Below are 3,739 nucleotides of genomic sequence, written 5' to 3'. Positions count from 1 at the left end.
TCGGTGCGTGGCTCGACGGCCTGGAGGACGGCAGGGTGCTGGCCGTCGCCGCTCCGGCGGTGGTCCGCGCGGCGCTGGTCCACGCCCTGGCCCTGCCGCCGCAGACGTTCTGGCGCCTCGACGTGCTGCCCCTGTCGGTGACGGAACTGTCGGGGCGCGGCGGCCGGTGGAACCTGCGCTGCGGCGTTCCGCTGCCGCAGGGGACGACGGACACCGCCTCGCCTGCGGAAACACAAACTCCTTAGGCTAGCCTTACCTTATGACTGTGTCGCAAGTGGGCCCCCCGGAGGTGCAGCCCGCCGGCCAACAGGCCCCGGCGGGGCGTGTGCACGGCAACCGGGCCGTCCTGACCGCCTCGGCCCTCCTCGTGGCCGGGGTCCTCGTGCTGTCCGCCCTCTCCCTGTCCGTCGGGGCGGGCGAGGTCGGGGCCGGGGACGTACTGGACTACGTCCTCGGGCGGAACGGGGCCCGCGACAGCTCCCGGCTCTCGCTGGTCGTCGGCGACCTGCGACTGCCCCGGACGCTGACCGCACTGGCCGTCGGCGCCGCGCTCGGCACCGCGGGCTGCCTGCTGCAGGCCGTCACCCGCAACCCCCTGGCCGAGACGGGCCTGCTCGGCGTGAACGCCGGTGCCTCGCTCGGCGTCGTCGTCGGCATCGCCTTCCTCGGCGTGAGCAGCGGCTACGGCTACCTCCTGTGGGCCTTCGGCGGCGCCGTCCTGGCCAGTGCGCTGGTGCTGCTCATCGCGAGCCGCCGCGGCGGCGGTTCCCCGATGCGGCTGGTGCTCGCCGGCTCCGCGCTCGGAGCCACCTTCGGCGGCATCACCAGCGTGCTCATCGTCAACTCCGCCGAGACCTACGACCGCTTCCGCTTCTGGGTCCTGGGCTCACTCGCAGGCGTCGAGGGCTTCACGAAGCTCGGCAGCCTGGTGCCCGTCCTCGCCGCCGGATTCGTCGTCGCGCTGCTGATCGCCCGCCCGCTGTCCGCGCTCGCGCTCGGCGACGACCTCGCCAAGGGGCTGGGCCACCGGCCCGGCGTCATCCGCGTCGTCGTGGCCGTGGCCGTCACCCTGCTCACCGCCGCGTCCGTGGCGCTCGTCGGGCCCATCTCCTTCCTCGGCCTGCTCGCCGGGTTCCTCGCACGGGCCGTCACCGGACCGCGCCTCACCGCCCAGATCGTGCTCGCCGCCCTCATCGGCGCGGGCGTGCTCACCGGCTCCGACGTCCTCGCCCGCGTGGTCTCCCGGCCGTTCGAGGCGCCCGTCTCCGTCATCATCGCCCTCTTCGGCGCCCCCGTGCTCATCGCCATCGTCCGCTCCCGGCGGATGGCCTCGATGGGCATGACCGACCCCGCCGCGGAGGAGAGCCCGAAGGGCGGGCGCGGTGTCGCGGCCAGGCTGCCCCGCCCCCGCAAGGGAGAGGACGGCGGCGCCGGCACGCTCGTCGTCCGCAGCGGCTCCCTGTCGCTGCTCGTGCCGCGCCGGGCCGCCGTCGCCGCCTTCGCCCTCGCCGCCCTGCTCGTCGGCGCGGTCGTCCTCTCCGCGTACGCCGGGCAGAGCGAGATGGGCCTGAGCCGTACGTTCAACGCCGTCTTCGGATCGGGCGACCGGTTCGACGTCCTGCTCGTGCAGAAGTTCCGGCTCGGCCGGATCGTGGCCGGGCTCGCCGCGGGCGCGGCCCTCGGCCTCGCCGGCTGCCTCACCCAGACCCTCGCCCGCAACCGGCTCGCCACGCCCGAGCTGCTCGGCGTCAACGACGGCGCCACCGCCGCCGTCCTGCTCTCCGCCACCCTCAGCGGCACGTTCGGCGCGTGGTGGGCGGGCCCGCTCGGTGCGCTCGCCGCCGTGCTCGTCGTCACCGCCGTCTCCGGCGGCCTGGGCCAGCGCGGCTACCGCGTCCTCGTCGTGGGCCTCGCCATGTCCGCGCTCGCCTCGGCGATCACCCAGGTCGTCCTCTCCCGGCGCTCCCTGAACTCGGCCAGCTCGCTGTACGTGTGGACGTCCGGCAGCCTCAACGGGCGCAGCTACTCCGTGGCCGTGCCTGTCCTCATCGGCCTGGCCGTCCTCGTGCCGATCGCCCTGGTCGTCGCCCGCCACCTCAACGTGCTGCGGTTCGACGACTCCACCGCCGCCTCGCTCGGCGTCGCGCCGGGCCGGGTGCGGCTGGTGTGCATGCTGCTGGCGGTCGGCCTCGCCGGCCTGGCGGTGGGCATCTGCGGGCCGGTCGGCTTCATCGCCCTCGCCTCGCCCGTGATCGCGGGCCGCCTGGCCGGGCCCCTGCGGGTGCCTGTCGTGGGCTCCATGCTGGTCGGGGCCACGCTCGTCGTCCTGGCGGACACCGTGGGGCGGGTCGCGCTCGACGGGGCGGAGATTCCCGTCGGGATCGTCAGCACCGTCCTCGGCGGACCGTTCCTGCTGTGGGTGCTGCTGGGGCGGTCGGCTGCAACGCGGGTGTAGTACCGGGGCTTTCCCCTGCCCGCCCTTCCCGAACCGGGGGCTCCGCCCCCGGACCCGGCCTCGTTCCGCCTGCCTGAGACAAGGAAGCCCATGGAACCGCAGAGCCCCCTCCTCCGCGACCTCGCCGCCGCCGTGCGCCACGGCATACCCGACGCCCTCGGCACCTTCTGGCGGCACGCCGCCACCAAGGGCACGCCCCTCGTCGAGCCGGACCCCGAAGGCGACCCCGCCTGGCGGCTCGTCACCTTCCTCCGGCGTGACGAGCCCGGCCGGCCCGCCTCCGACGTGCTCGCCCTCCTGCACACCGTCACCGACAAGGACCGGCACGCGGGCGACCTCGCGCCGCACCTCATGGACAAGGTCGAGGGCACGGACGTCTGGGCCATCAGCCACCGGCTGCGGGCCGACCACCGGGCCTCGTACCAGTTCTTCGTGGCTCACGGCTCGCGCGAGGAGACGCTGCGCGCGGACCGCAAGGCGTGGCTGCACGTCCTGGACTCGGCCGTGCCCGACCCGTTCAGCGCGCTCCCGGAGCTGCCCTCGCGCGACGGGCGGAACCCGTCGTCGGTGATGGCGCTCCCGGACGCCCCGGTCCAGGACTGGGCCGCCCCCCGGCCGGGGACGGCGCGCGGGGCGCGGGCCGACGCCGTGGTCGACGGGCGGCGCGTCCACGTGCACCTGCCCGCCGGGCACCGGGCGGACGGCGGCCCGTACCCCGTCGTGGTGCTGCTGGACGGCGAGATGTGGGGGCCGGTCCTGGACTTCGGCACCACGCTGGACAACCTGTACGCGGACGGGCGCGTGCCGCCTGCGGTCACGCTGATGGTGGACACCATGGGCCGCGCCCGCCGCATGGAGGACCTCAGCTGCAGCGAGGGGTTCGTCGACTGGCTGGCGGACGTCCTGCTGCCGTGGGCCGCGCAGACCCACGGCGCCACGGACGACCCGGCGCGCACGGTCGTGGCGGGGCAGAGCGCGGGCGGGCTGACGGCCGCGTTCGCGGCGTTCCGGCGGCCGGAGCGGTTCGGCAACGCCCTCTCCCAGTCCGGCTCCTTCTGGTGGCCGGACGGGACGGAGTTCGACGGCGGCAGCGAGTGGCTGACCCGGCAGTTCGCGGTGAGCGAGAAGCTGCCCGTCCGCCTCCGCGTGGAGGTGGGCCTGCAGGAGTGGATGCTCCTCCCCCAGAACCGCCACCTGCGCAACGTGCTGGAGGCCCGGGGCTACGACGTCGCCTACCGCGAGTTCAACGGGGGCCACGACTACGCCTGCTGGCGCGGAGGGCTC

At 75.2% G+C, this 3,739-nt stretch carries 3 protein-coding genes; all 3 read left to right on the top strand.

The window, feature by feature from the left end:
* The coding region (locus V7793_RS34975; protein ID WP_336013720.1) for a histidine phosphatase family protein at positions 1–245 on the top strand (245 nt) is incomplete at its 5' end.
* A gap of 14 nt (positions 246–259) precedes the next feature.
* The gene (fhuB, locus tag V7793_RS34970; RefSeq protein ID WP_336013719.1) at positions 260–2,455 is read left to right on the top strand and encodes a Fe(3+)-hydroxamate ABC transporter permease FhuB; all 2,196 of its coding nucleotides are present in this window, start codon (positions 260–262) and stop codon (positions 2,453–2,455) included.
* 90 nt (positions 2,456–2,545) lie between these two features.
* The coding region (gene fes / locus V7793_RS34965) for an enterochelin esterase (RefSeq protein WP_336013718.1) at positions 2,546–3,739 on the top strand (1,194 nt) is incomplete at its 3' end.

Source organism: Streptomyces sp. KLMMK, from assembly GCF_036961605.1.
GTDB lineage: Bacteria > Actinomycetota > Actinomycetes > Streptomycetales > Streptomycetaceae > Streptomyces > Streptomyces telluris.
Note: the sequence above shows the minus strand (reverse complement) of the source record. Positions and strands in the feature narration are given on the sequence as shown.